Raw genomic sequence first — 25111 nt, forward strand, 5'->3', positions numbered from 1 at the left:
ATGCGACTTTAATGATAATGATTTATCATTTTTAATTGACATGCCATCTTTTACCGCAGACACGGCAGCATGTTTTCGTTACCACTGCGATTCGCGATGCTCGTCACGGCCCTCTCAACGGGCATCTTCGCCGCCGATTTCTCGGGCCGGGTTGATGCAGAAGACGGCAAGCCCGTCGAAGATGCCGACGTGACGATACCCGCAATCAACAGGCACCTGCATACCGATGCTGCCGGTATTTTCAAATTCACTGACCTGCCCCGCGGAGTTTTTGCCGTCAAGATTACTAAAGAAGGTTTACCGTCGCGCGTTGTGACGATCGACCTCAGAAACGAAAACGTTGAACTCAAAATCAGACTCGATTACGTGCAGTTGAAACAAGACACGATTATCATCTCGGGTTACCGGCCAGCCGACGAAGCAGAAATTGCACAGGCGGTTACCGTTATTGAAGGTAAAAAACTCGACCGCCTGCGCGGGCAGAGCCTCGTTCAGACAGTCGAAGATACGCCGGGCGTGGCAAACTTTTCAACCGGTAATTCTATCGCAAAGCCGGTGATTCGCGGCTTGCCTTCTTTTCGTTCGCTCGTGCTGGTCGATGGCATGCGCGAAGAATCACAGCAGTTCGGCGATGAACATGGGCCCAATATCGACATTCTCGATATGGACCGCATTGAAATTGTGCGGGGGCCAGGCAGCCTGCTCTATGGCTCCGACGCATTGGGAGGAGTGATCAACGTCACGACACCCGAGTTGCCGCGCTCGGCCGAGCACGCAAAGACCCTCAGCGGAAAGGTTATCGGCAACGCCAATTCCAATAACCCTGGCGGCGCGGGCGCTATCTCGCTCGCGGGTGCTAAAAATGATTTTGGCTACCGCGGAAATTTCAGCTACCGCCAGGCGGGTAACACTCTCACTCCAGCCGGCGCAATCCCTAACAGCGCCTATGAGAATCTCAATGGCAGCGGGCTCATTGGCATCAATGAAAAATGGGGCATGCTCTCACTGCGCTTCTCGCGCTACGATACAAAACTCAATTTGCCCCAGGCAACGAACGACGCCGCGGGAAAACTCATTGCCGATCCGGGGGCGACGACCTACCAGCGCGTCGCGCACAACCGGCTGCAGCTCAAATCGCTCATCCAGACTTCGATTGCGAAATTTGATATTGGCCTGACCTACCAGCAAAACCAGCGGCGCGAGTTTGAAGACAACATCAATCCCGACCCCAGGCTGAACCTGTTGCTCGATACCTTCAACTCTGAAATCAAGGCCCACCATGCACCCTTGGGACCTCTCCTGGGAACAATTGGTCTGAGCTACATTTACCAGAAGAACCAAACGCTGGGGAGTGAACCGCTGATCCCCGGTTATACGGCCAATAGCTACGGCGCCTATCTCTTCGAAGAATTGCGCTTCGATGCCTTCAGTATCATGGCGGGCGTGCGCGGTGATACGCGCGTGCTCTCGGTCCAGCAGAATGCGCAGCTCGGCAACAACAACGAAACTGTTCAGAATTCAGCGATGACAGGTTCGGTCGGCGCAGTCTGGCGCTTTGCACCGGGCTGGTCGCTCTTCGCCAACCTCGGCCGCGGCTTTCGCGCCCCCACAATTTTTGAGCTCTACAGCACGGGAGTGCACGAAGGCGCGGGCACGTACGACATCGGCAAGAACGATCTCAAGTCAGAAACCTCGGTGACCACAGACAGCGGCATACGCGTTCGCAAGGGCAAGGTGCGCGCCGAGCTGAACGGCTATTACAACCGTATCGACAACTATGTGTTTGCTGTGCCAACCGGCAATATTCAGAATGTCGACGGCAATGCGTATCCCGAATACCAGACGACCCAGGGCAGGGCGACGATTTATGGCGGCGAAGCCGATGGCGAATTTGCGCCGCTCAAATGGTTAACACTTTCTGCCGGCGTCGACCTGATCTATGGCCGCAATGAAACGCTCGGCGAGCCGCTGGCGCTGATACCCGCCAACCGCTACCGAACGGGAATCACTTTCAGCGGCGACAAACTGGGATCAATTCTGAATCCTTATATCAGCCTGAAGGCGCGCTATGTCGCACGCAAAACAGAAATTTCTGCAGCCGAGCGCACCCTTTACCCGGGTTTTGCCGACTATACGCTGGTATCGCTTTCAACCGGCGGTGACTTTGCGGTCGGCGGCCAAATGTGGACATACACGATCGGCGCCGACAACCTGCTGAACCAGCGTTACGTCGACTACCTCAGCCGGCAGAAGCTGTTTGCGCTGAATCCGGGGGTGAATGTCTATTTCAAGATCACGGCCCCATTTGATTTAGTCGATTAGACGTTACATGAAGAGCACCATTCGCTCAACTCAACTTCACGGCACTGCCGATGCGCCACGCTGTCAGAATGTGTACTGTAATGCGACTCGCGGTGTGATGTTCGTGTAGTCGGCGTGCGCACCGGCGCTGCGAACCGTCGCAGCGGCTTCGGTATGCACAAATGTCACAACGGCCCCAATATCGAACGCCAGCGAACCAATAGTGTATTGATAACCGAATTGGCCGCCGAGCACCGTTCCGTTGGTCTTTAGGTAGTTCTGCCCGGTCACAGTGGTTGAGCCTATATCGACCACGTAGCCACCCCGACCGCCAGCGTAAAAGCCCAGAAGGTAGAAGTTCAACACACCCTCGAACGGCATCAGCGCCTTGGTGTCTTGACCGGTATCCGATGTGTAGACATAAATGGGTATAAACGATGTGGCGACACCACCACGAATGTAGCGCGCGCCTGCGAGAAATTCAACGCCGCCAGCAAAACCACCCGTCGTGAGCCCCAACGTGACCTTGCTGAATTCATCGCTCGTGGGCAGATTGTATCCACCCCAGAAGAGCGCTGTGACCGTGAGCGGCGACTCAATCGCGGGCTCGGCAGCCGTGGCTGTCGGCAGAACAGGAGTTGTAGCCAAAGCCACCAGAATGAGTGGTAGAACGCGTTTCATTTATCTCCTCCGTGCGGTTGCGGTGCGTGTCTTGAGTTGCCTCACTCAGCCCACCTTGTTCGGTGAAAACAGCAGCTTATCGACCCGCGCCGCATCCATGTCCATCACCTCGAAGCGGCCGTGTTCGAACTCGACGAGGTCACCCACTGCTGGCAGGCGCTGCAGTCGGGCGCTGACGAAACCAGCGAGCGTCGTATAGTGCACATCAGTGCCCTGCAGCGCCTCAGGACGACATTTAAAGTAAAATGCAAAATCGGCGATCGGCAAATTACCATCGATCAGAAACGTGCCATCGGCCCGCCGCACAATCGGGCCGTCTTGCGCTTTGCCCGCAGGCATGTCGCCGACGATCGCTTCGAGAATATTGTGCAGTGTCGCGACGCCCTGCACCGTACCATATTCATCGACGACAACCGCAAAGTGCTGGCCCTGCTGCTTAAAAAGCTCGAGCAACTTCGACGATTTAAGCGACTCGGGTACAATCAGTGGCGTAATCAATGAGGATCTCAAATCGTAACGAGCCCCTTTCGCGAGCGCCTGCAGCAACGACTTCACCGCAAGTATGCCCTCGATATTGTCGACAGAACCCGCACACACGGGATAATAAGAGTGCGGGTTCCCGCCAATGAATGCCAACAGGTCTGCCTGCGCCGTGGCGATATCTATCCACCTTAAGCGCGCGCGTGGCGTCATCAGCTGCACAACCGGCTTGTCGTCGAGATTGAAGACATTCTCGACCATGTATTGCTCGCTCGCGTGCACCAGCCCCGACTTGCGGCTTTCGCGCAACATCACCCTGATTTCTTCTTCAGTCACGTGCGGTGTCGCCGATTTTTTTACACGCATGAGGCGCAGCAGAATCTGCGCGAGACCCGAAAGCACATAAGAGAACGGCGTCAGAAGCCACATCACGAGAAAAAAAGGCCGCACCGCAAAACAGGCAATCGCCTCGGCGTGCGCAAGCGCAATACTCTTGGGCACGAGTTCACCCACAACAATCGAAAGAGCTGTTGTCGACCCGACAACAGCCACTGTCGCAATCGGCTTTGCGTAAGCCGAAAGTGCGGGCATTGAATTCTTCAGCAACTCGGCAACCTGTTCTGAAACCGCTGAACCGCCTAAAAAGCCGGTGACAATGGCGACGGCCGTGATCGCCACCTGCACGGTCGACAAGAACCGCTCGGGGTTCTGCAAGAGTTTAATGACCAGGGTCGCCGAATGGTGGCCTTGCTCTGCGAGCGCGGCCAGCCTCGCGCGGCGCGACGAAACCACTGCCATTTCAGCGAGTGAAAATAATCCGTTGAGCAGCGTCAGAAGTGCAATTGCGATGATCTGCGCCATTGAATGCCGCAATGACAGCGGCTAAGCTCGGCACAAGTCATTTCAACTACATGAAAAGACCCCATTCGCTGCGCTCTGTCTCGCGGCATTGCAGGTGCGCAGTTGCCATCGCCACAGTGTTCGCGAAATCGTAAAAATCTTCGCGCGCGAACGCCAGCTTAAAATTGTCGAATGTCAGAATCGTGTGCCCGCAGGGAAATATCTCGGCGCGGGCGACCTTACCCTGCGCGAGCAATTCTCCGCATTGCAGCCGGCTACGGTGGGGGTGGGGATTGCTATGGTTTTCCATAGCGGCAGCCTGCGTACCATCATTGGCCCGTCAATCTATTTGATAATGATTCTCACTTGCATTTAGCTGCCCATGATGCGCACAAGCTGCACCATCTCAGGTTCAACTGCACGCACGCCCACGGTTGCCTCGATCAGATACGCGGGTATTATATGCCCGCCGCGCATCGCCGTAAACACACCCGTCATGCGATTTTTCAGAAAGCGCACCGCCGCTTCACCCATGCGCGAGCCCCAGACACGGTCATGCGAAGTCGGCGAACCACCGCGTTGAATATGGCCGAGTACCGAGACGCGTATGTTAAAGCCCACTTTTTGCTGCACGGTTTCAGCGAGCTTGAAAGCACCGCCGCTATCATCGCCTTCGGCGACAACGACGATACCAAAGCGTTTACCTTTCTTACGACCGTCGAGCAGGCGTTTGGCTACAACATCCGCATCGGTTTTTTCTTCGGGAATCACCACGTCTTCGGCGCCCGACGCCAGACCGACTGAGAGCGCAATCTGCCCCGACTTTCGCCCCATCACTTCGACAAAAAACACCCGGCCATGCGAGAGCGCAGTATCTCTGAGTTTGTCGATCGCCTCGACGGCAGTTTGCACTGCCGTATCAAAACCAATCGTATACTCGGTACCGGGAATATCGTTGTCGATTGTGCCGGGTATACCGACGACCTGCCCTTTATAGAATTCGCTGAGGGCGAGCAGACCGCGAAACGAACCGTCGCCACCGACGACACAGAGCGCATCAATTTTTGCTGCGTTGAGGTTCGCCGCGGCTTTTTGCAGACCTGCAGGCGTTTGAAATTCGGCCGAGCGCGCAGTGCCCAGCATCGTGCCGCCCTGGTTGATAATCATGCCCATATCACGCGAACTCAGTTCGCGGATTTCATTCTCTAACAGACCTTCATAGCCGTTTTGAATTCCGAATACCTGATAGTTTTCCCAAAGCGCCGAACGCACAAACGCGCGAATCGCGGCGTTCATTCCCGGCGAATCGCCGCCTGAAGCGAGAATCGCCACACGTTTGTCTTCTGAGCGGTTACCCATCCCCACCCCCAGCCCCTCCCCGTAAACGGGGAGGGGTGCCGTACGCGGGGTGGGGAGTTACTGCCATTTCGGTCTCCTTTTTTCAACTATGGACCTTAGCCCTTCTTGCGTAACGGGGCTCGTCATGATAGTTGCGAGTGCACGCGCATCGTCATCGGTCAGCTCGGCGAATACTTTTCGGTAGGGTTCTGTGCGCGAGCGCTTCATGCCGGTGAGTGTCTGTAACGGGCTCTTGGCGAGCTTTTCGGCAAATTTAAGTGTTTCAGCGTGCAGAGTCTCCTCAGAATATATCTGATCAACCAGACCAATCTCCAACGCCTCGGGGCCTTTGAGCGACTTGCCGGCGAAAAGAATGTCGCGTGTTTTTTGAATGCCGATCAGGTCTTGCATGTAGCGCGCCACGAATGCCGGAAAGTTCATGCCCAGCAAAGCTTCGGGAAAACCGAAGCGGGCTGACTTATCTGCCATGATTCGCCAATCGGAAAACAATGCAAAAACTGCCCCCGCGCCCATCGCATGCCCATTGAGGCAGGCAATGATGGGCTTTTCGAAAAAGAAAAAGTACTGCGCAGTCTCATTCACGAGCTGGCATACCTGATGGTTATAGTCGAAAGTCTGCCCAAGAAAAAGCGCCGGCTCAAAACCATTGGAGAAATAACCCGAATCGTTGCCGGTAAAGATAACGACGCGCGCCTCGTCGTTACCTGCCAGCGCACGCAGCGCGTCGCGAATACCTTCGAAACTGTCAGCAGTCAGGGTATTCGCTGCGTTGTGATTGATCTTTATGAGTGCGACACGATTACGTATCTGCGTATCTAAGCTCATGGGGTTGTGTAAAAGTCGCAGCGCAGGCGGCAATCGATTCTGATTTTTGAGTCTGGCCTACGCCGGACTCAAAAATCAGAATTTCTCATACGAGCCTGAGTGAATGACCATCGGCTCGCTGCCGACTGAACTGTTGGCGCCGGGCGCCGTTCGGGCGGTCTTTTTGGCGATCGCCTGCTTGAATGTGTTCACGGCCGAATAGCCGTGCGATACAGCAGCGCCTTCATTCGCAAAGCTGAAAAACTTCAAGCCTTCGATAAGAGTAGCAGTTTGCGAACTCATCTCTTCTGCCGTCGCCGCGAGTTCTTCGGCGGCCGAAGCGGTCTGCTCAGTCGTCTGGTTGAGGCGCCCCATAGTTTCGCTGATCTGCTGCGCCGCCTGATTTTGCTCTTCAGAGGCATGGCGTATCGCCAGAACTTTCTGCGCGGTGTTCTGCATACTTTCTGTGATGAGCGAAAGCGACGATGCAGCATTTTCAGAAACTGCGGAGCTATCACGCAAGAGCGCCTGTATCTGTTTCGCGGCCTGCCCGCTCGTTTCAGCGAGCTTGCCAACTTCTGTTGCCACAACGGCAAACCCGCGGCCGTGTTCGCCGGCGCGCGCGGCTTCTATGGTTGCGTTGAGGGCGAGCAGGTTTGTCTGTGCGGCGATTTCTTGTACAATCTGAATACGTTCAGAGATGACTTTCATCGATTCGACCGCACGCAAGACGTTCTCTGTGCCCATCTGCGTATTTTTGACGGCCATGTTGGCGGTATTGTCCGTTTCAACGGCGTTTTTGGCATTGCTTTGAATCAGATTCACCATTTCACCGAGAGCCGCGCCGGTCTCTTCGACATGGGCAGCCTGATCCATTGCCCCGTTGTTGAGCATTTCGGCGGTACTCGAAACCTGCTGCGCCGCAAGCGCGATCTCTGATGCACCCTGGTGCACCTGCCGCAGCACACCCCGCAGCCTTTCTGCCATGATCTGCAATGAGTTCATGAATGCGCCTATCTCGTCGTGTGTATTGGCGTTGATTTCAAACTCGAGATTGCCCGAGGCCAGGCGCTCTGATATCTGCATCGCTTCATCGAGTGAGCGGGATATCTGTTTCATTATGAACCAACCAACCAGCCCCGAAAGCAACGCCCCGATCGCAGCGAGAAAAAGCACGGTGAGTTGTTTAATTCTTAGCGTCGAGGCACGTGATTCGAGTTGGGCCTGCAAATCATCGGTAGCTGTGGTGAAAAGGGCATTGGCTGCAGCGACAGCGTCTGCTGATATCGCCTCTGTCTTCTCGGCAGTTGCCGCTCGGGAAAATGCGACACGCAGGTCATCAAGCAGTTTCAGTGCTTCATCGAAGCGCTTTTCGTACGCCGATTTTTTCTCAGACAGATAGTTCTGAATACGCCAGCGATTTCTTTCGAGCTGATCGGCGTGAAACAAGATATTGCTCCGGTTCGCCTCGCGTAACGCAACAGGTAGGTTCGTGGTGGTGCGCGACAACTGCAAAGATTCGATCAACGGCGTAACGATATGCAGCGAGAGCTGATTCAGATAAAAACCAGCAGCCTCAGGTTCAAGGTCAAGCTGTGACTTTTCTGCGACAAGCGATTGAAAGACCGCGATCGCCTGAATTGTCTCAGTATGCAGCATCACATGGCGCACCCGGTCGGCCTTAAGGTTTGTGTCAGCCAGATAATTGAGCTTTGTGCGCAGATCAGTCCAGACGATTTCGAGATCAATGCGTTTCTTCTCGCGTGCCTGCGTGGCTTCGGTGTCATCGGCAGCTTTGCGCAGGGCATCGGTGGCTGTTTTGAATTCAGAACTTTCACCGCCGGCAGAACGCGCCACGGCAAGGCGCCGTTGCTGCACGGCTGAAGTCAGGCGAAACAGCGGTGCAGAGAAATGAATGCCCGCAACTTCGAGACGTGTCGAGTGTATATCTTCCGCGGTCTTAAGAAAGAACTGCAGGGAAAGAAAAATAAGCGGCAACAGCAAAAGTGATGCGGCAATCGACATTTTTGTACGCACCCGCAGGTTTGAGAGTAAAGACCTCATCATTTCATTTTCGACCCAGAACGGTCTTTTTTTTACCTTTTATTTCATTGACGGGGCAGGTTTTCAACCGGGCGCATCGGTTATGAAAGTAATCGCTACCACAGGCGCACCCGCTGCCGTCGGCCCCTACTCGCAGGCAATTCAGGCCGGCGAATACGTGTTTCTCTCTGGCCAGATTCCCCTCGTGCCCGAAACAGGTCTTCTGGCGTCAGAAGATATAAAGGCGCAAACCGAGCAGGTTATGAAAAATGTGCGTGCGGTCTGCGAAGCAGCAGGCGGCAGCCTCAGCAAAATCGTTAAATGTACGGTGTTTATGACCGATCTTTCGCAGTTTCAGGCAATGAACGAGGTGTATGCAGCACATTTCGGCGAGCATAAACCCGCCCGTTCGACAGTGCAGGTAGCTGCGCTGCCACGCGGGGCGTCGGTTGAAATCGAAGCTGTGATGTATTTGAAATAACAGCTTTTAGCCACCGAATTAATTCGGTGGCTAAAAGGGCAGATTACTAACCTGCTCCCAGTTTTCGCAGCACCGTGTGCAGAATACCACCGTTTTTGAGGTACACCACCTCAACCGGTGTATCGACACGGTTCATCGTGGTAAATGAAACCACTGCGCCGTCTTTTTTCTTCGCCGTGACCTTGATGTCGCTGCGCGGCTTCAGGTTGTTATCGTAACCTTCGATATTGAAGACTTCTGAACCATCGAGCCCCAGCGACTGTGCGTTCTGGCCGTCTTTGAACTGCAGCGGCAGAATGCCCATGCCGATCAGGTTCGAACGGTGAATACGCTCGAAGCTTTCGGCGATCACCACCTTGATGCCCTGCAGCGCCGGGCCCTTCGCCGCCCAGTCGCGCGATGAGCCCGTGCCGTATTCTTTACCGGCCAGCACAATCAGCGGAGTTTTCGCTTCCATGTACTTCATCGCTGCGTCAAAGATGCTCATTTTTTCACCAGACGGAATATGGACTGTGTTACCGCCTTCGGGTACTTTTGTCCAGTCGGCGACTTTGCCCGAAACTGCTTCGGGAGCCATCATGAGGTTCTTGATGCGCGTGTTGGCAAAAGTACCGCGCACCATTACCTCGTGGTTACCACGGCGCGCGCCGTAAGTATTAAAATCAACCGGCTGCACACCCCGACCTGTCAGGTAACGGCCTGCAGGCGAGTCTTTCTTGATATTGCCCGCAGGCGAAATATGGTCAGTTGTCACCGAATCGCCGAAGATCGCGAGGCAACTGATGTCCTTGAGGTTCGGGATGCCCGGCTCGGTCAGCGAGAAGTTCTCAAAATAGTTTGGCTTCGCGATGTAGGTCGATTTTTGATCCCACGTATAGGTGTCGCCCGCGCCGACTTTGATGTTGTTCCACATCTCATTGGCTTTGAACACGTTGCCGTATTCTTTTTTGAACAGGTCAGATGTAACCGCTTTCGCGAGCGCATCGTTCACTTCTTTCTGCGTCGGCCAGATGTCTTTCAGCGAAACTTTGCCCTGAATCTTTTCTGATTCAAAGTCGATATCCATGGTACCGGCGAGCGCGTACGCCACGACCAGCGGCGGTGAAGCGAGGTAGTTGGCTTTCACGTCGGCATGAATGCGGCCTTCGAAGTTGCGGTTACCCGAAAGCACCGCACCCACCGTCAGGTTGTTCTTGTTGATCGCGTCTGACAGTGCCGCGTCTATCGGGCCTGAGTTACCGATGCACGTCGTGCAGCCATAACCCACAGTGTTAAAACCAATTGCATCGAGCGATTTTTGCAAGCCCGCTGCTTCGAGGTATTTAGTCACCACGCGCGAACCCGGTGCAAGTGAGGATTTCAGCGTTGCCGGAACCTTTAAGCCCGCCTTCGCGGCTTTTTCTGCCACGAGGCCTGCCGCTACCAGCACTGAGGGGTTAGACGTATTGGTGCAAGAGGTAATCGCCGCAATGACAAGCGAGCCATTGCCCAGTTTTTCCGTTCTGCCGTTGAGTGGTACATCCACACTTTTATCGGGAGCATCTTTGAACACGTCGGCCATCGCCTTGCGGTAATCGGCTTTTGCATTTTTGAGTTCGATACGGTCTTGCGGGCGTTTGGGGCCGGCAATCGACGGCACAACCTTGCCCATGTCGAGTTCAAGCGTTGAGCTGAAGTCAGGCGTCGGAGCTTCTTTTGTTAAGAAAAGGCCCTGAGCTTTCGAATATTTTTCGACCAGGTCGCAGAGTTTTTCGTCGCGGCCGGTGAGCTTCATGTAACGAATCGTTTCGTCGTCGATCGGGAAAAAGCCCATCGTCGCGCCGTACTCGGGTGCCATGTTCGCGATTGTGGCGCGGTCGGCGAGGCTCATCTGTGAGAGGCCTTCACCGTAGAATTCAACGAACTTACCGACGACACCGTGCTTGCGCAGCATCTGCGTAACGGTAAGCACAAGGTCGGTGGCAGTCGTGCCTTCGGGCAGCTTGCCCGTCAGCTTAAAGCCGACAACTTCAGGAATCAGCATATAGATCGGTTGCTCGAGCATGACGGCTTCTGCTTCGATGCCGCCGACGCCCCAGCCCAACACACCAAGGCCGTTGATCATCGTGGTGTGCGAATCTGTACCGACGAGCGAATCGGGGTAGGCGACGAGTTCGCCGTTGTGCTGGCGCGTCTGCACAACTTTCGCGAGGTACTCGAGGTTCACCTGGTGCACGATACCGGTTGCAGGAGGTACAACCTGAAAGTTCGAGAATGCGCCCGAACCCCAGCGCAAGAACTCATAGCGTTCGCCGTTGCGTTCGAACTCGAGCTTGTTGTTCTTGTCGAGCGCGTCGGCCGAGCCCGCGAAGTCGACCTGCACCGAGTGGTCGATCACAAGGTCGACGGGCAGTACGGGGTTGATCTTCTTGGGATCAATCTTGAGTTCAGTCATCGCATCGCGCATCGCGGCGAGGTCGACAACGCCCGGCACGCCGGTGAAATCCTGCATAACCACTCGTGCAGGCTTAAACGGGATCTCTTCTTCTTTTACAGATTTCGGGTCATACTCGGCAATCGTCTTGATATGGTTCTCATCGATGATGAATCCGTCTTCTTGCCGCAGCGCCGCTTCGAGCAGAATGCGTATACTATAAGGAAGGCGGTTGATATTGGGGTATTTTTTCGCGAGTTCGGGAAGCGAATAGTACGACACCTCGCCGGCGGCGGTTTGGAGTTTTTTGCGTGTGCCGAGTTTGTCGGCCCATGAGGGATTTGTCATGGGACGAGAATTTTTTGCAGAGAGAGGGCGTCTATTGATTTGAGAGTTGCGGCTGCCTAGAAGCGAGCACCAATAGTCAAGAAGGCAACGGGGCCGCCAATATCTTCTACCTGAAACAAGTAGCCTGATTCGCGGTAATCTGCGGAGATAGGCATGAGCCAACCCACGGAAACCCGGGCGAAGACATTCTGCGTGAATCGCGTACCCAACCCGAATTGAATGATTGTGCGCATCTTGCCATTGAGGGCATCATTGGCTGAAGTGCGATCTACATATTGTATGAGGCCAATACCCGCGTCGATAAAATGCCGAGCCATATCGTATTGAACAACCGCTTCGGTAAGGAGTGCCGTGGTCGAACGATAGGTGATGCCCTTATGCATAGTTTCTATACTGTAGGCGAGCGAGACTCCGATGCCGGCGGTCCATGGCCCCGAGTTCTTGCCGACCCGAACCTTTGCCTCAACTTCAGACATAGGCTTCGCGAAAGCATTCGGATCATCACTCTTGATACCGGGAGAATAGATGCCACCGGCATCCAAAAACCATTCATTGCGGCCGAGACCCAAGAGCCGGCCTATCGCCGAGAAACGGGGGTTGTAAAAACCCGTGCTCGTCGTCGCAGAGGCACGAAGTGATGATAATGACCCGGTATTGCTCAAGGAAACCCGTTCGGAGGCCAAATAAAGTACATCTAAGCCTAAAACAAAACGATCGTGAAGAGCGTATGCAAGGGTCGCTGCCATGCGTACAGAGTCCCGAGTTGTTTTGGTGCTGCCCGCCGCCAATGGAACCCCCGAAACCGTCTGTGCGGGAAAAGTAACTTTTGACGCATAACGCTGCCAACCGCCCTGTATCTCAACGTAGAATTGGTTCTGCGAGGGCAAAAACAGAGGATTCGCAACAGGCAAGCGATTTGCAATAGCAGGCTTTGCGTCAGGTAACGACGTGTTCTCTGCCGTCGCGCCAGCTGCAGCAGCGGCGTCATTTGACTCGGCAAACAATGAGGTCGAAACAGCTAAGCCGAAGACCAGACGATAGGCAAGTTTACGTATAGGCATTGCCCCCGGTGGCCAACGGCATTATACGGGCAACTATTTTTACTGCGGCTACAGCCGCTGTAAGCAAACCACTGTCAAATCGTCGTTCACTTCAGCGCCGCGTCTGAATTTATCGACGTCTTCGCGCAGGTCATTCACAACCTGCTCCGCGGAGTTTTTGCCTGAAGTGCGTGCGAGCACTTTCTCGACGCACGCATTCATGCGGTCGGTTTCATATTGCACGTTTTCAGGGTCCATCGCTTCGGTGATGCCGTCAGAATAGATCAGCACTGTCTCGCCGGGTTTGAGGTCGAGCCGGTGCACGCGGTATTCCATGTCGAATCTGAGGCCGAAGGCGGTGCCGCTCTGCTGCAAGAGCTCTGCAGTAATTTTGTTATCCTCATTTTTGCGAAAGATGTAAGGCGGGTTATGGCCGCAGCTTACGTAGTGCATTCTGCCCGAAGCAGCGTCGAGGCGCGCGATGAACGCCGTGACGAAAGTACCCGTGATGAGGTTCTGGCGCATGAAGTTGTTGAGCTGAAACGCGAGTTCACCCAACGTATCATAAAGAGGCGAAAGCAACTGCAAAGCCGCGTGGAAATTGGAAACGATCAGCGACGCCGGTATGCCCTTGCCGGCAACGTCGGCGACGATGAGGTCGATCTTGGTATTGCCGGTGCGGTCGACGTGGTTGATAAACTGAAAATAGTCGCCGCCGACATCTTGTGCGGGTTCGGTGTGCCCGTGAATCGAATAACCTTCGATCTGCGGCATTGCGTGCGGCAAAGACTGGCGCTGAATGTCTGCAGCGAGGTGCACGTCGCGCTCAAACGCTTTTTTCGAGAGAGCGTCGCGGTGCAAGAGCGAAGTCTCAATCGCCATAGCCGCCTGCGTCGAGAAGTTGAGCATGAGCCGCACGTCGGCGTCGGTGAACGGGTGCCCGCCCGCTTTGTTCATGAGCTGCACCGTACCCTTTATTTCGCCACGCAGCTTCAGCGGTACGCAGAGGTATGATTTCGTTTCGCCACCGCGCGTCACGTCGACTTCTTTATAATAGCGCGAGTCAGTCTTGATGTCGCTCTGGTTCACGTACTCGCCGGTCTGCGCCACGTAACCCGAAATACCCTTGCCCAAAGGCACGCGAATATTTTTCAGAAGCTCTGCCTGCGCATCAGTCGTCGCGGCAAACTCGAGCACCTGGTCTTTCTTGTTAATGAGAAAAATCGAGGCAATTTCTGCGCCTGAAAGCGCGCGCATCTCTTGCAACACGAGACGCAAGACCTCATCGTAATCGAGAGTTGAAGAGAGAACTTCGTTGATCTGAAAGAGCGATACATACCGTATCAGCTCGGCCTGTAGCTCGGCTTCATTCGCAGTGGTGATAAACTCGTAGACTTCGGTTGCCATGCGTCAGCCAGGCAAAGTTGCCTGTGAATGCCGGGCGGCAAGTTCTTTCGAACAGGAGGCCAAATCCCGCGGCGCGCCAGTGTTTTTAATTGACCACGGCTAAAGGCAGCAAAAGAGTAGTCATGCTTCGCCTTGCCCTCTTTATCGTGCTCTTTGTTTCACTGGGCGCCTGCGCCAGCAAGACGCGGCGCACCTACCCCAATAATGGCAAACTCGTCTTCTGGGACATGGCGGCAGGCGACCCAGGTGCCAATGTCGACACGACAGGTGTGACGATGTATTATCGTGGCCCAATTGGCGACACGATTGAAGAACTGGGTATTATCGAGGCGAAAGTCGAAGGGCCGAAGAAAAAGCGCGCCGATGTACTGCGCGAGCTCAAAAAAGAAGCAGAAAAACTGAGAGCCGACGGCATCTGCGAAATTGAGTACAAACGCGACGGCGACACGCTCAAGGCAGACGGTGTCGCGTTTCGGTTCAAGAACCGGTAATGCGCCTGCATGAATTACCACTAAACCTCAGCCGGGCTGACTTCAATCAGAAGTTTGCCGGTGTCATCATTACTCCGAAAAATACTGCCGCGATGAGCGAGGCCATCACGGGTGGCGTTATTGTCTACGTGCTGCAATTCGATGCAGAGAAACTGACCTCGCTGCGCCTCACGGTCAATGAAGACTTTAATGAAGAGAGTTATCAGAATCTTTCTGCCGTGGTGCAAGAAATCATGAAAACGATGCCAGACCGGGGTTACGCGGCGCCGGTGAAAACCACGCGACAGCTCGCGTGGAAAGAGCTGATCGAATCCCCTCTGCCCGAGTCGGGCGACCGTTCGATTGCGGCGGTAAGCAGCGAATGGAACAATGGTAAATCGAAAGCGAGCCTGACATTCTCGTGGACATGGCCGGGCCAATTGCTGCTTGAATACGGCGAATCGCAGTCTGTTTAACGGCTGCGGCTTTTCACGGTATACCCACAATCTGTGCTGGTACATGCCCAGACTATCTTTTCGCCGATTGCAGTTACAATTCGTTATGGCGCTGCTGCATCTGCCTGGCGCGCTGATGGCCGATGAGCTTTTGGAGCGCGCCCGCACCCAGGCTGTCGATATGACGCATGCCTTTCAGCGTGAAGATGCAAAGGCCCTGGTTCGCTACACTGCCGAGCCGATCGTGAAGCGTAAGGGCGGCGCTGAAGCGCTGGAGAAGCTACTCATCGCCGAATTTGCCGAAATGAAAAAAGATAAGGCAAAGCTGCTGTCTTTCGAATTTATTCGCCCCGATCGCATACACACGGCACACGGGCAGCTTTTCGTGCTGATCGAGCGCAAGTCGCGCTGGCAATACGGCGAGCAAACGATGGATCTGCGCTATAACCTCATGGGTGTCTCGGCCGATTCGGGTGAAACCTGGCGTTTTCTTGAGGTAACTTCGCTCGACGAAAATCTGTTCAAACATCTTTTTGGTTTTGTCGACCAGACGCTGCTTTCAGAAATTTACCAATACACGTCTGAGCGCAGTAAGTGCCTGGGCGGCAAGCTACCGGGCCGTTAGCCCTTTACTGTTCTTTACACCCTATCTCATTGCCCATTTTTGGCGGTGCATAGAAGGGGCCAATACCCCGAAGCAAACAACAAACATGAAAAACATCGCCATTATTGCCCACGTCGACCACGGCAAAACAACTCTCGTCGATAAAATTCTCAATTTCTGCACAGCAGAAGCGAAAGACGTCACAGAACGCGTGATGGACTCGAACGACCTCGAGCGCGAGCGCGGTATTACGATTCTTGCGAAGAACACGGCGGTTGAGTACGAAGGTACCCGAATCAATATCGTCGACACCCCTGGTCACTCTGACTTCGGCGGCGAAGTCGAGCGTATTCTGCGTATGGTCGACACCTGCCTCTTGCTCGTCGACGCGATGGAAGGCCCAATGCCACAGACACGCTTCGTACTGAAGAAAGCGCTCGAACTCGGTCATAAAATTATTCTAGTTATCAATAAAGTAGATAAGCCGAACTGCGATCCGCAGGCGGTCATCAACGATGTATTCGACCTCTTCGTCGAGCTCAATGCTTCTGACGAGCAGACAGACTTTCCTGTCATTTACGCGAGCGCGAAAAACAACTATGCCTTTTTAGAATGGGCGGATTTCGAAAAGCCAGAATCAAAGACGTCTATTAAGCCTCTGCTCGACATGGTACTGAAACACGCGCGCGATGGCGCCGGCGACCCGCAGGGCCCGTTCACATTTCAGGTTACGAGCCTTGACTATAACGACTACCTTGGTCGAATCTGCATTGGCCGCGTATTTAACGGCTCGGTCAAAGTCGGCGACCAGGTGGTTCTGCGCGGCGAGAACGAAAAGGGCGAGCCAACCGTCAGCAAACACAAGATCACAAAACTCTTCGACTTTTTGGGCCTCAAGCGCATCGACGTAACCGAAGCTTCATGCCCGAATATCATCGCGATCGCGGGCATCGAAGAAATGACGATCGGCGACACACTGTGCGCTGAAAGCGTCAGCGAAGCTTTGCCCCGTATCAAAATTGAGCCGCCGACGGTATCGATGCAGTTCTCAGTTAACGATTCACCGTTTGCGGGCAAAGAGGGCAAATGGGTCACTTCGCGCAACATTCGCGAGCGGCTTGAGCGCGAACTCAAGACTAACCTCGCGCTGCGCGTAGAAGATCTCGGCGATTCGTTCAAGGTCGCCGGCCGCGGTGAGCTTCAGCTCGCGATTCTCATCGAGAACATGCGCCGCGAAGGTTTTGAACTCGGTGTTTCAAAGCCACAGGTAATTTTTAAAGAAGAAAACGGCGAAAAACTCGAGCCCTACGAAGAAATGATTATGGATATGCCCGAAGCGTATTCAGGCGGAGTGATCCAAGAGCTCAACCGCCGCAAAGGCATTATGCTGCTCATGGAAACGCTCTCAACGGGCTTTGTACGCATCAAATATGAAATGCCAACGCGCGGCCTTATCGGCTTTCGCAGCTTTTTCTTAACGGAAACCCGCGGCGAAGGCTCGATGTCTGGTATCTTTCTGGGTTATCGCCCTTTTGCGGGCGAGTTCTCGGGTCGCACCCGCGGCGCAATTGTCAGCATGGAAGCCGGTGCAACCAACGCGTATTCACTCTTCAGCATACAAGATCGCGGCGACCTGTTTCTCGGCGCACAGGTGCCGGTTTACGTGGGCATGATCATTGGCCTGCACGCGAAAGACAATGACCTTGACGTAAACCCAATACGCGAAAAGAAGCAGAGTAACGTGCGTGCTTCGGGCACAGACGAAGCGCTGCGCCTCGTGCCGCACAAAAAAATGTCACTCGAACAGTGCCTTGACTTTCTCGAAGAAGACGAAACTCTCGAAGTGACGCCGACCAGCCTCAGACTGCGCAAAAAAGTACTGAACCCATCAATGCGCAAGCGAAGCGCCTGATCGCATAATGCTCGAGTTCTTCTCGCCACAGAACCTGAACGCATTCTGGGCGCGACTGACGAGCGGGCATGCTTTCGCCGCGACGGCCCTCGTCGTGAGCATTCTGCTGCTCACACGCATGGTCGTCTTGCGCATCGCCTACCGCAACATCGAAGACAAGTTCGTGCGCATGCGCTACAAGCGCACCGTCTCTTATATCAGCTTCTTTATCGGGCTTTTTTTACTTCTGCCAATCTGGCTGCCGTCGATTCGCAATGTGGCGACCTTTCTGGGTATCTTTGGCGCCGGTTTTCTGATCGTCACGCGTGACCTGTGGGTTTGCGTCGTCGGCTGGGCATACATCATGATTCGACGACCCTTCGTCATCGGCGACCGGGTGCAGATTGGTAACGTCGCGGGCGACGTCATCGACATTCGCCTTATGGAAACCAGCATAATGGAAGTCTCTTCGGCTGAAGGCGGCCAGACCACCGGACGTGTGGTGTTTTTTCCCAATGCCAAAATCTTCACGGAGAGTTTCGCAACAACCGGTGCTCATGTCGGGCATGTCTTTCAAGAATTACAGGTCAGCCTCACCGCAACCTCAGACTGGAAAAGCGCTGCCGAGCTGCTCGAAAAATGCGCGAAAAAGCAATACGAGACGGCCCGAGCAGCCAAAGAGCAGCTGCAGACGGGCGATGCCGAGCTCGACATGATTTCTTTCTATCGTGACCCCCGCGTGCTGACGCAAATGGTTGGTAATCACATCGTGCTAAAACTGCAATACATGGCGCCGACTGGTCAGGGTGTCAATATGCAAGACCGCATCTGGCGCGAATTTCTCACCCTGACGGCGAAGAAACCCCGTATTCGCTTCGCCGAAAAGTAGTCTATTTCTCTTTGGCTGGGCGGTAAACGACGTCGATGCCGTTTTCCAGATAGCCTATCCAGAGAAAATCACCTTCGATACGCAATATCTGAATTTCATTCGATGACAGGCCTTCAACGGCGGTCATGCGATTGAGGCTGTTGGTGTTTCTGTCGAGAACTCTTAACCCCTGCCCCGACGTACCTATAAAAATTTCATGGTCACGCCGGGCGAACGCCGAGGGAAAAGGCAATTCGGCTTTGATCGGTGTCAGTTTTTTCTGCTGAATATCGTAAACATAAACACCGTCGTTATGCGCTCCGATATAGACATACCGGCCATCGAGAAGCACTGCCTTGACGTTTTCTGACCTGAGCAAACCTTCGCCGACGGTAATTCTTTGCACCTCACCGGTTTTTTTATGATAGATAACAGCGCCGTGATCAAGCGTGCCGACAACGATATAATCGAGATCTGCATCGAGTGCATATACCTGGTTGCTACCCACCCATGAATCTTTACCGAGCGTCACAACCTTGCGCTTGATGGTGTCGTATTGTATCAAGCCGCGGTTCAGAGTTGAAAAATACACGTACCGGTCGTCTTTGATGGTTTTTTGCCCCAGCTTCAACGCACCGGCTTCGTCGCTAAGGCTTTCTGTCTCTCCGGTTTTTTTGCTGTAGCGGTAAACACCGTCGAAAGAGGTTACATAGAGCTCATCGAAATCAGCGTAAAGCCCGCGCAGTTGTGGCGAGGGCAATTTAATTTTTTCGAGCTTATCGGCAGACCTTGTATAACGCACGAGGCCGGCACCCCAGGTTGCAATATAGACGTCATCACCATCGACCCTGATATCTGCGATAGAATTGTCATCGAGGCCATTCAGCTTGTCGATGCGGCGAAGTGAAATACGGCGGAGTGCAAGGCGTAATGCGCCGGCCTCACCTGGCTTGTATTTTGCCGACAACTGTATTGCCCGCGACAAATATTCGACCGCAGACTCGGTCTGCAGCGGGTCGCGCGCCAGCATTGTACCGAGATCGCGATACACCCGAAACAAGTTGCGGTCTTCAAAACCAAACTTTGTGGCAAAGGCTATCGCGCTCTTATAGAGTTTTGTTGCGGGCGCAAATGATCTCGCATCATATGCAATAAAGCCCCGGTACATATCGATACGGTAGTGCAAAGACTCAATATTTGCCTGTTTGCGGGTGTCGGCGAGCAGCCGGTCGGCCCGGGAATGCGCGTTCATCTGATAAAGGCATTCGCCGGTGATCACACGCAACTCGTGCCGATCGGGGTGGGCCGGGTAGCGCTCGAGCGCGATATTGGCCCGGGCCACAGCTTCGTTGCACTTACCCTGTTCGGCGAGTGCATTTGCCAAATAGAACCACGACTTCTTGACCTCGGGCTCATAAGGGTTTTCGGCGACAAACTCAACGAATAGTTTCACTGCCTGATCGTATTCGCGGGCCTCGTAGCGGCCGACCGCGTCATGGTATTTGCGCAGGTCTGCAACCGCAGCGAGCGGCGCTGCAGCCACAATGAAAATTAAAATACTTCTGATCACAGATACCTCATGTTAGATTTCATCGCCGAGGGCGAAAGGTCGCACCTTGTCGGCCATGATGCGCGCTGAATTGCGGCGGTAGAAGAACAGGGTTACGAGAGCGATTAGAACACTCGTGAATACGATATAGAATTTCTGCGTGGTCGCAAGGTCGGCCGCCGCGCTTGCTTCTGCGGTTTTTTCATCAGCAGATTCGCGAAATTTCAGAATACGGACCTTCTCCTGAAAAAGGTAGAAATCCTTACTGAATTTTTGCACGGCCATGTCTTTGTTTCGCAGCATCGTGAGTTTTTGCCTCAGCTCGCTCTTTTGTCGGTTAAAACTTTCAATCTGCTCTTTGAGCTCTTCTTTCTCTTTGATGCGCACACGATAGGCCATGAGCCCTTTGTCGCCGATAAAAAAAACGTAGATGAACGACAAAATCAGCAGCACGAAGAGCGGCACGAACAACCAGTGCTCGCGGCTGCGTTCAAAGAAGTGGCCGATGCGGCGCGTCAGCATGTGCGCCGAATATGAATCTCAGGGCCGCGACGACAAGAAGATTAGATCAGAGAATCTTGAATCTGCCGTTGATGCTGTAGAACTGGCGATGCACGATTTTTTTGGCTTCGGTATCGTAGAGCACCAGCCCGACATGATTAAAGAACTTGCGGTCGACGCGGTAGCGCGAGAGCAGCTTGCCCCAAACGTTGGCCTTGAGCGCCTTCTCTTCGATGCGATACGCCTTCTCTTTTTTCAAAGTATATTTTGCATCTTCAAAACCCTGCAGCAGCACATCGACGCCTGACTCGGGTTTTTCGTGAATGTACTGAACATAGTGGAGAAATTGCTTAAGCGTGGTCTTGTTTTTTGAACCCGCGGGCGCAGGCTCGTCTTCGCGCGGCTTAAAGCCCCCGTTTTTTGCCACGGCCTCTTCTTTCTTCTTGGCGTATGCTGCCACGTCTTCATGCTTTATGTCGGGAATGCTGTTGAAGAGTACAATCTTGTGCAGCTGCTTATCTTCGTCGAATTTTCTCCATTTGGGATATTCAACGTAACGGCGGTATTGCGAGTCGACGAGATCTTTTTCGTTAAAGCCGATGATAAACAATTTCAGCGGAATGCTGTCTTCAGTCTTGTTGACAATATCGAATGTCAGTTCGAGGTAATCACCCTTGCCATCGGTCGCGTTCTTTTTCCAGAAGCTGAGATTTTCAACCGATACACGCTCGTCACGAATCTGGCCACCCGCTGGCTGCGTATCGGGAGGCGACGCCTTGCTGTCTTTGTCTTGCGCAAACACCAAAGGTGCCGCGAGCAGAGTCGAAAATATCAATTTGCGTAGCATGGTTGTCCTCATTTGTACTTCGGCATAAATGCGCCCGTTATTTACCTTTTTTCCGTTTTGCGCTTCTGCGCGACAATTCTCTTAAAATCGGCGAGGTTTCGCACGAAAATGCGGTCTGAGTACAATTCGACCTTACCGACCTTCGCCCAGTGATTCAATTGCTCGGCCACCTGGTCGACGCTTGTACCCGCCCAATTGGCGACATCGTCCATTGTCACGGGAAACGACACCTCGCGCATGTGCGCATAGGTGGGTTCTTTTTCAGCGAGCATCAGAAATACGTCTGAAATTTTCGACTGAATGTCGTCGAGCAACAGAATCATGAGGCGGCGTTTTGCATCGTAAATGCGTTTTGAAAAAACGACCAGCAGCTTGAACGCCAGCTGCGGCTGGCTCATCATCATCGACACAAAGTTGTCGCGATCAAAGTGCAGCACAGTCACAGGCTCAATAGCGGTGGCGGTCGCAGAACGGGGTTGCTCCTCAAGAATGGCCATTTCGCCGAATATGTCGCCGACGCTCAGAATATCCATCGTCTTCTCTTTGTCTTTGACGACCTTGGAGATTTTGACGCGCCCGGTCTGGATCAGATAGAAGCTATTGCCCGGTTCAAACTCGCAGAAGATGATTTCTCCCGTGTTGAACTGCTTACCGAATTTATTGAATAGCCCGCCGCCGGTCATTTTTGCCCCTTAAGCTGATTCGCCTTCTGCAGCGCGATGTTAGCCTCTTTATCTTGAGGTGGTATGCGCGAGGCCTTTTCGTAGAGCGATGCAGCCCGGGCATTGTCACGCGCGCGCTCATATATTTCGGCGAGCTGTATCATTGCCTTGCGGGTGAGAGATCCCTGCGCATGCGTGCGCAGCAGCTCTGAGAACTTTTCAACGGCGCTCTTGGCATCGGCTTTTTTCACATGCGTGCGCCCGAGCTCGAACAAACATTTTTCGTGCAGCGCCGCATCACTGCCTGAGCCTTCGAGCGCCTGCTGGTATGCGGCGAGCGCTTCGTCAAACTGGTGGTTGGCAAATGCGCTGAGCCCGTCGCTGTAATGTTGCGCAGGTGTTTTCGACGGCGTGCCCATATCAAAGTCGTCGGGCATGGGCAGATCAAAATCGCCGGCAGGCGGCGGCAGATCGCCGATGTCACCCATGTCAACATCGAGCGGTGGTGGCATATCTGACGGCATGTCGACGTCGGCATGGTTTGCGTAGTCGTCGACCGGTTGCGGCTCGCTGCGGTTTACCATTTGACCGGTGCGCTGCGCGACTTCGTTTCGCTGCATCTCTTCGTTGATGTCGGGCAAATCAAGGGGAAAAGCCGCGCCCTCTTTCACCGACTGTGCCAGACGGCGCACGCGTTCGGTGAGTGGCCCTGCGGGAAAATTCTTCTGGTATGCGCCAAAGGCATAAAGCGCGTAATCGGTCTTGCCCGCTTTGTAATAATATTCGCCCACGCGCACGAGCTCCATCGATGCTTCTGAAGCACCGTGCTCGCCGAGAAATTCGCGAACGGCTTTGTGCACCCGTCGCAGCTGCGATGAAAACACCTTGAGCATCTGCAAAACAATGCGCGTGTTCTTCTGACCAAACTGCTCGAACTCTGCGAGTTTGAAAACGAGCACCTGCGAATCGGCGAGCACCTGTGCAGTTTCTTCTCGCGGGTAGCGGCCGAGTGCCGACTTGACGCCAAAAAACTCACCCTTACGCACATCTTCTTTGATGTCATCTTTCTGGTCGAGCGAGGTGGATATCAGAGAGATACGCCCCTTTTGCATGACGTACACATCTTCGCCGACATCGCCCGCAAAGTAGACGATCGAGCCAGCGGAGTAATTTCGTGTAATCGGCATTAGGCGGCCTCTATCGGCAAAAAGTCGAGTTCTTTCTTGAATTTGACCGCACGCCGTATACGATTTTGCAGGCCGAGAATATCGCCGGCAACAATCTTGCGCGCACCCTTCACCATGATAGTCTGGTAGGGTATTTTCATCGCATCGAAAACCGGCGCAAAGGCAATGTCGCCATATTTGGGCTGGCCTTCAGTAATCACGAGCATAATGTCAGAATAGTCGGCGTGCGTCAGTGCAGCCCACGGGTTCGTTGCCGCACCGTCGATGAGCAGCAGGTCTGCCGCTTTGCCATCGGCGATTGAACCTGCATCGGAGAGGCACATCGCGCGTGCTGCGTTTGTGGTCATCATGTCGATGAGCACCTTGTCGTCGAGCTCGGCGCCATAAGCAAACCGGTAGAACTCCCTCGCGGTGCGAAACTCTTCGAAAATGCTGAAACTGCCCGACATCGGCGAATCTGTGCCAAGAGTGACATTGATGCCGCGGTCCATGAGTTCTTTGACGCGCGCCGTCTGTTCAAACATATAGAGGTTCGACACGGGACACCACACGACATTGCACTGGTGCTCGGCGAGAAGATCCATGTCTTTGTCAGAAAACGCGATGCCGTGAATGAGCACGGTTTGTTTGCTGAGCGCACCTTTCGCCGCGAGCGTTTCGACGCTGCGCAGGGTTTCTTCGTCGTAACCCTCAGAGCAGTGAGTGATGAATGGAATGTTGTTCTTCACTGCTTTTGCGTGCTCTGCTTCGATACCGTCGCCCCACTTGAGGGCAAACGAAGTCACCGAGTGCGCCATGGCAAAATCAGAGATAATGCGAATCGGCAGATTTTTGGCAAACGCCTCGCGCACAAAATGAGGAATGTGGTCTTGCACACGCGTGATGCCGCATAACAGGTGGCGGTAGCCACCGAGCAGGTAAAGGTCAGAAGAATCTATCTGCTGCCGCTCGGCATAGACCGGGGCGCTCTTGAGATCGTTATCCCATTCGAGCCAGTTGAGGTATGGCCGGCGGTCGCCGACCCGCGGCACGTAGGTGCCGAGCAGGTGATCGTGGCAGTTTATCAGCCCGGGAAAAACCAACATGCCGTTGACGTCGATCTGCATGGTGTCGGCAGACTTGCGCGAACTTTTCGACACGTGCTGAATGTGCGTCTTGTCGATCTGCACCGAGCCGCGCTCAAGCACATCGTGGGGAGTGATGATTGTTCCGTTTACGAGTTCCCAGGCCATTATCTTGTTTCGTCGCTTGCAGCCAACGCATGAAGAGCACGCCCCGCGTGCTCTTCATGCGTTGATCTGCCAATAGTCTCTGAGGGGTTAATTGGATTTCCCCTGTAGGATACAACCAAAAAAAGCCTTTTGCTTCGCGCTGAACCGATTACGCTGCCGCGCGCCAGTTGCTGCCCGCGCGCGACATGAATGCGCGCCACGTTTGAATAGAGCGTATGCCAGCCCTTGCCGTGATCGACGATGATATACTTTCCGTAACCGCGCATAGTGCCGGTGCCATAGACGACCCCGCCGGCGAGGTTGCGTATTGAATTCTCGCGCAGCTGCAGGGTGACTCCGTATGGTTTCTTTTCACTGCTGCGAGAGAAGGGCTGAACCACGCGCCCCACCCTACGGTAATCGTCGAAATCCGGCTTATCGCTTATACCCCCGACGGCAACGAGGGGGGTAGCCATGAGAAAAGCGGCAAAATATCGGGTAAAAAGTTGCGAACGGGTACCCACCATGCATACAATTATCGGCATTTACGGGTGCCAAAATAAACCTTCGCCCGCAAGCGCCGGGTCGTAACGTGCGAACCCGGCCGGCGGTCTTTAGGGTCTTTTTTGATTCTCGCCCCGCCTCGCTGGTTAGATTTGGTATAGCTAA

General features: G+C 54.0%; 23 protein-coding genes. 7 read left to right on the forward strand and 16 right to left on the reverse strand.

Annotated elements, in window-relative coordinates:
* The first annotated feature begins 69 nt into the window (after window positions 1–69).
* Window positions 70–2322 carry a TonB-dependent receptor gene (locus TURPA_RS01895; protein WP_014801590.1) on the forward strand — a complete coding sequence of 751 codons (2253 nt, stop codon included), beginning with the start codon at window positions 70–72 and terminating at the stop codon, window positions 2320–2322.
* A gap of 63 nt (window positions 2323–2385) precedes the next feature.
* On the opposite strand, the gene TURPA_RS01900 is transcribed toward TURPA_RS01895, so the two are convergent.
* The 6 genes from TURPA_RS01900 to TURPA_RS21250 form a co-directional block, all read right to left on the reverse strand.
* A complete protein-coding gene (locus TURPA_RS01900) occupies window positions 2386–2982 on the reverse strand; it encodes a hypothetical protein (protein ID WP_014801591.1) in 597 nt (198 codons plus the stop codon).
* 45 nt (window positions 2983–3027) lie between these two features.
* Window positions 3028–4323: a hemolysin family protein gene (locus tag TURPA_RS01905; RefSeq protein WP_014801592.1), complete on the reverse strand. Its 1296-nt coding sequence runs from the start codon at window positions 4321–4323 to the stop codon at window positions 3028–3030.
* A gap of 46 nt (window positions 4324–4369) precedes the next feature.
* The gene (locus tag TURPA_RS01910; protein WP_014801593.1) at window positions 4370–4612 is read right to left on the reverse strand and encodes a hypothetical protein; all 243 of its coding nucleotides are present in this window, start codon (window positions 4610–4612) and stop codon (window positions 4370–4372) included.
* Between the two features lie 62 nt (window positions 4613–4674).
* A complete protein-coding gene (locus tag TURPA_RS01915; protein ID WP_014801594.1) occupies window positions 4675–5661 on the reverse strand; it encodes an ATP-dependent 6-phosphofructokinase in 987 nt (328 codons plus the stop codon).
* 57 nt (window positions 5662–5718) lie between these two features.
* The gene (locus TURPA_RS01920; RefSeq protein WP_014801595.1) at window positions 5719–6486 is read right to left on the reverse strand and encodes an enoyl-CoA hydratase/isomerase family protein; all 768 of its coding nucleotides are present in this window, start codon (window positions 6484–6486) and stop codon (window positions 5719–5721) included.
* 75 nt (window positions 6487–6561) lie between these two features.
* A complete protein-coding gene (locus tag TURPA_RS21250) occupies window positions 6562–8532 on the reverse strand; it encodes a methyl-accepting chemotaxis protein (protein WP_014801596.1) in 1971 nt (656 codons plus the stop codon).
* Between the two features lie 79 nt (window positions 8533–8611).
* On the opposite strand from TURPA_RS21250, the gene TURPA_RS01930 reads away from it, so the two are divergent.
* Window positions 8612–8989, forward strand: a complete 378-nt coding sequence (locus TURPA_RS01930) for a RidA family protein (RefSeq protein ID WP_014801597.1) — start codon at window positions 8612–8614, stop codon at window positions 8987–8989.
* Between the two features lie 46 nt (window positions 8990–9035).
* Here TURPA_RS01930 and acnA read toward each other — a convergent pair whose 3' ends face one another.
* The 3 genes from acnA to TURPA_RS01945 are packed head-to-tail and all read right to left on the reverse strand — an operon-like array spanning window position 9036 to window position 14197.
* The gene (gene acnA, locus TURPA_RS01935; protein ID WP_014801598.1) at window positions 9036–11750 is read right to left on the reverse strand and encodes an aconitate hydratase AcnA; all 2715 of its coding nucleotides are present in this window, start codon (window positions 11748–11750) and stop codon (window positions 9036–9038) included.
* A 56-nt stretch (window positions 11751–11806) separates the two neighbouring features.
* Entirely contained in the window at window positions 11807–12811 is a 1005-nt protein-coding gene (locus TURPA_RS01940) for a hypothetical protein (RefSeq protein ID WP_014801599.1), read from the reverse strand.
* Between the two features lie 48 nt (window positions 12812–12859).
* Window positions 12860–14197: a PP2C family protein-serine/threonine phosphatase gene (locus TURPA_RS01945; protein ID WP_014801600.1), complete on the reverse strand. Its 1338-nt coding sequence runs from the start codon at window positions 14195–14197 to the stop codon at window positions 12860–12862.
* A gap of 122 nt (window positions 14198–14319) precedes the next feature.
* Between TURPA_RS01945 and TURPA_RS01950 the strand changes: the two genes are divergently transcribed.
* The 5 genes from TURPA_RS01950 to TURPA_RS01970 all read left to right on the forward strand — a co-directional run bounded on the left by TURPA_RS01950 (window position 14320) and on the right by TURPA_RS01970 (window position 18506).
* Window positions 14320–14688 carry a hypothetical protein gene (locus TURPA_RS01950; protein ID WP_014801601.1) on the forward strand — a complete coding sequence of 123 codons (369 nt, stop codon included), beginning with the start codon at window positions 14320–14322 and terminating at the stop codon, window positions 14686–14688.
* Complete coding sequence (locus tag TURPA_RS01955) at window positions 14688–15143, forward strand: hypothetical protein (protein WP_014801602.1); 456 nt, start codon at window positions 14688–14690, stop codon at window positions 15141–15143. The genes TURPA_RS01950 and TURPA_RS01955 overlap by 1 nt, the downstream gene beginning before the upstream one ends.
* A gap of 43 nt (window positions 15144–15186) precedes the next feature.
* Window positions 15187–15747 carry a hypothetical protein gene (locus TURPA_RS01960; protein ID WP_157210362.1) on the forward strand — a complete coding sequence of 187 codons (561 nt, stop codon included), beginning with the start codon at window positions 15187–15189 and terminating at the stop codon, window positions 15745–15747.
* A gap of 85 nt (window positions 15748–15832) precedes the next feature.
* On the forward strand, window positions 15833–17638 hold the full coding sequence (typA, locus tag TURPA_RS01965; RefSeq protein ID WP_014801604.1) for a translational GTPase TypA: 1806 nt from the start codon (window positions 15833–15835) through the stop codon (window positions 17636–17638).
* 7 nt (window positions 17639–17645) lie between these two features.
* Window positions 17646–18506, forward strand: coding sequence for a mechanosensitive ion channel family protein (locus TURPA_RS01970; protein ID WP_014801605.1), 861 nt, complete (start codon window positions 17646–17648; stop codon window positions 18504–18506).
* Between the two features lies 1 nt (window position 18507).
* Here the strand turns inward: TURPA_RS01970 and TURPA_RS01975 are convergent, their stop codons facing one another.
* From TURPA_RS01975 to TURPA_RS02005, 7 genes are read right to left on the reverse strand one after another with little or no spacing between them, the layout of a single operon-like run.
* The gene (locus TURPA_RS01975) at window positions 18508–20055 is read right to left on the reverse strand and encodes a tetratricopeptide repeat protein (protein WP_014801606.1); all 1548 of its coding nucleotides are present in this window, start codon (window positions 20053–20055) and stop codon (window positions 18508–18510) included.
* A gap of 12 nt (window positions 20056–20067) precedes the next feature.
* Window positions 20068–20556, reverse strand: coding sequence for an FtsB family cell division protein (locus tag TURPA_RS01980; protein ID WP_014801607.1), 489 nt, complete (start codon window positions 20554–20556; stop codon window positions 20068–20070).
* A 46-nt stretch (window positions 20557–20602) separates the two neighbouring features.
* On the reverse strand, window positions 20603–21382 hold the full coding sequence (locus tag TURPA_RS01985) for a hypothetical protein (protein ID WP_014801608.1): 780 nt from the start codon (window positions 21380–21382) through the stop codon (window positions 20603–20605).
* A 41-nt stretch (window positions 21383–21423) separates the two neighbouring features.
* A complete protein-coding gene (locus tag TURPA_RS01990) occupies window positions 21424–22065 on the reverse strand; it encodes a Crp/Fnr family transcriptional regulator (RefSeq protein WP_014801609.1) in 642 nt (213 codons plus the stop codon).
* Window positions 22062–23231 carry a Crp/Fnr family transcriptional regulator gene (locus tag TURPA_RS21255; RefSeq protein ID WP_014801610.1) on the reverse strand — a complete coding sequence of 390 codons (1170 nt, stop codon included), beginning with the start codon at window positions 23229–23231 and terminating at the stop codon, window positions 22062–22064. Before TURPA_RS21255 ends, TURPA_RS01990 begins: the two co-directional genes overlap by 4 nt.
* A complete protein-coding gene (locus TURPA_RS02000; RefSeq protein WP_014801611.1) occupies window positions 23231–24463 on the reverse strand; it encodes an amidohydrolase family protein in 1233 nt (410 codons plus the stop codon). Before TURPA_RS02000 ends, TURPA_RS21255 begins: the two co-directional genes overlap by 1 nt.
* The gene (locus TURPA_RS02005; protein WP_157210363.1) at window positions 24463–24918 is read right to left on the reverse strand and encodes a murein hydrolase activator EnvC family protein; all 456 of its coding nucleotides are present in this window, start codon (window positions 24916–24918) and stop codon (window positions 24463–24465) included. The genes TURPA_RS02000 and TURPA_RS02005 overlap by 1 nt, the downstream gene beginning before the upstream one ends.
* Between the last annotated feature and the right edge of the window lie 193 nt (window positions 24919–25111).

This window comes from Turneriella parva DSM 21527 (assembly GCF_000266885.1).
Lineage (GTDB): Bacteria > Spirochaetota > Leptospiria > Turneriellales > Turneriellaceae > Turneriella > Turneriella parva.